2 protein-coding genes are annotated in these 2085 nt (G+C 59.3%); both read left to right on the top strand.

What is annotated here, in order from left to right; translation table 11 throughout:
- The first annotated feature begins 260 nt into the window (after positions 1 to 260).
- Positions 261 to 710, top strand: a complete 450-nt coding sequence (locus Q322_RS0119945) for a hypothetical protein (protein WP_156953198.1) — start codon at positions 261 to 263, stop codon at positions 708 to 710.
- 180 nt (positions 711 to 890) lie between these two features.
- Complete coding sequence (locus Q322_RS0119940; RefSeq protein ID WP_029479583.1) at positions 891 to 1430, top strand: hypothetical protein; 540 nt, start codon at positions 891 to 893, stop codon at positions 1428 to 1430.
- The last annotated feature ends 655 nt before the right edge of the window (positions 1431 to 2085 follow it).

Here is a 2085-nt window from a genome sequence, read left to right as displayed (position 1 = left end):
CCCCGTCCGCCACCGGGCCGGACGAGCGCTGAGGCATGGCAGCGCTGCTGGAGACTGAGCCGGGGTAGGGGGAGCGGCTCTACCCGTCCCGCCCGTCCTCCATGCGCCTCTCCAGGGGCGCATTATTTGATTGATTGTCAATAATCAATCTGTCTGAATACGCCCTCTGGGAGAGCGTTTTTTGATTCATTACAAATAATCAAACTATTTTTGATTGTTTGCGCGGATTCAGAGATTGATTGTGCACTTAGAATCAAAGCATGATCAGCAGAGGCGGAAAGCGAACAGGTGCAGGGCGCAAGCCTGGAGACAACATCACGGTGCGCGTGACCCTGCCGCGCGCCGTATGGACGGCGGTAGAGGCGAGGGCCACCCTGGAAGGCGTCACACCGGGCGAGCTGCTGGCCGCCGCCTACCGTGCTGCTGCTGCCAGTCCTGCCCTTCTCAGCACGCCGTCAGAGCCTCAGAGCCTAGAAGATGTGACCGCGTTCCGGGTGCTGTCGGCCAGCATTGACCAGCGCACCCGCAACCGCTTCCGCTGGCCTGCTGCCAACTACCCGCGCATGGAAGCCCTCTTAGCCCAGGGCGAGGTGATCCAGCTCATCCACGAAGACGGCAAGGACAAGTGGAACACCGCCCAGGGCGACGTGATCCGCCGAGACACGCTGGTGAAGCTGGCAGAAGCGGGCAACCTAGAGCCGCTGACCTGAAACAAAAAAGAATCAGCACAGAAGGTGGTGCAGGACTTTCCCCTTGTGCTGAGGTTGCTATTGGGAACGGAAAAAGCGGCCCGAAGGCCGCCTTGATTCCTCTAAGATAGCGCCGAATACAGCCGCCGTCAACGCTATGCATTCCGTGATATGGACAGGGCGTCTTCACCCCACTTCCCCATGACAAACCCGAACACACCGCCCCATGTCAACCACCCCGACTTCACCCATCAGGGCAAGCGGTACACGCTGGGGCATCTGAACGGCTTTGACCACACCTACACCTCGGTAGACCCCAAAACTAGCGCGTCCGCCTCTTACGCCGTACGCGTGCTGTTCGATGACCACTGCTACACGAAGGGGGTAGCCCTGGGCGAGCCGTATGACCCGGCCCTGTTCATCTCCCAGACGGTGCGAGAGGTCCGGGTCTTCGATCCACAGCGCTATCAGCTCTCGCTGCTGCTGCCCGCCCTGGTCAAAGACCTGCTCAATCGGCAGTGCTATTTCGGGGAGCAGGAGAATTTCGTGACGGTTGATCTGTCCACTGGCGAGAAGTACAACGTCTATTTTTCCCTGTCCAAGACGGGGAAACGGGCGGGCCTGCGCTTGAGGGTGCAGTCGGCCTATCTGCGAGAGCAACAGGACAAGCTCCAGAAGGTTCGATTCGGCCTGTTGCTGAGAAACGCCCAGCACAACATCACCACTCGTCCGCCACGCTGAGCCGTTTGAGCCAAGCCCACAAAACCGAGCAGCCCAACACCAGAAGGTGTGGGCCGTTGCGGGAGTCGCGGCAAGCGCGAGGCTGAGTCTCTTCACCCCGTCAGGGGCTGTCCCTGCGCTTGGCTGGGACCGGAAAAACCGGCGGAACTAGAGCCGAGTCAGCGTGTGCCCTAGCACCGTCAGGATACCACAGCAGCCCACTTCCACGGCCTGGAACGGGAGAAACGGCAGGGCCAACTTACGTCGGGCCTCCGGCTTTTCAAATGCAAAGTTGCCGAAGGATGTGGAAGGCGAAAAGAGCTTTGGCAGGCCGTCTAAAACAGAAGAATCCGGCTCGTTGCTTGTCATTTGATAGACGGATCGACATTTTGAGGCGACGTAAGTTGGCCCTGGGAGAAACGGCCCATGCCTGCCCACAGCAGCCCAATAAGCAACACCCCACACGAGGTGGGGTGCTACTGTTGAACTCGAAGTTGATCAGATGCGCGACCAACGCTCTGATCCAACTACCCCAACGCCAAGGAATCACTCTAATGAACAATCAACGACAGGGCAGCCGTACCGATAGCGTACGGCAAAGCGCCAGCAGATTTCCAGCATCAGCACCCATTGACGCATCCTTCACCCCCAAACGGGCGGCCAGCATCTCCCCCTT

The organism is Deinococcus frigens DSM 12807 (assembly GCF_000701425.1).
Lineage (GTDB): Bacteria > Deinococcota > Deinococci > Deinococcales > Deinococcaceae > Deinococcus > Deinococcus frigens.
Note: the sequence above shows the minus strand (reverse complement) of the source record. Positions and strands in the feature narration are given on the sequence as shown.

Excerpts from the sequence above, each read along its gene's own strand:
- Q322_RS0119945 (WP_156953198.1), top strand. The coding sequence starts at position 261 with ATGATCAGCAGAGGCGGAAAGCGAACAGGTGCAGGGCGCAAGCCTGGA.
- Q322_RS0119940 (WP_029479583.1), top strand. The coding sequence starts at position 891 with ATGACAAACCCGAACACACCGCCCCATGTCAACCACCCCGACTTCACC.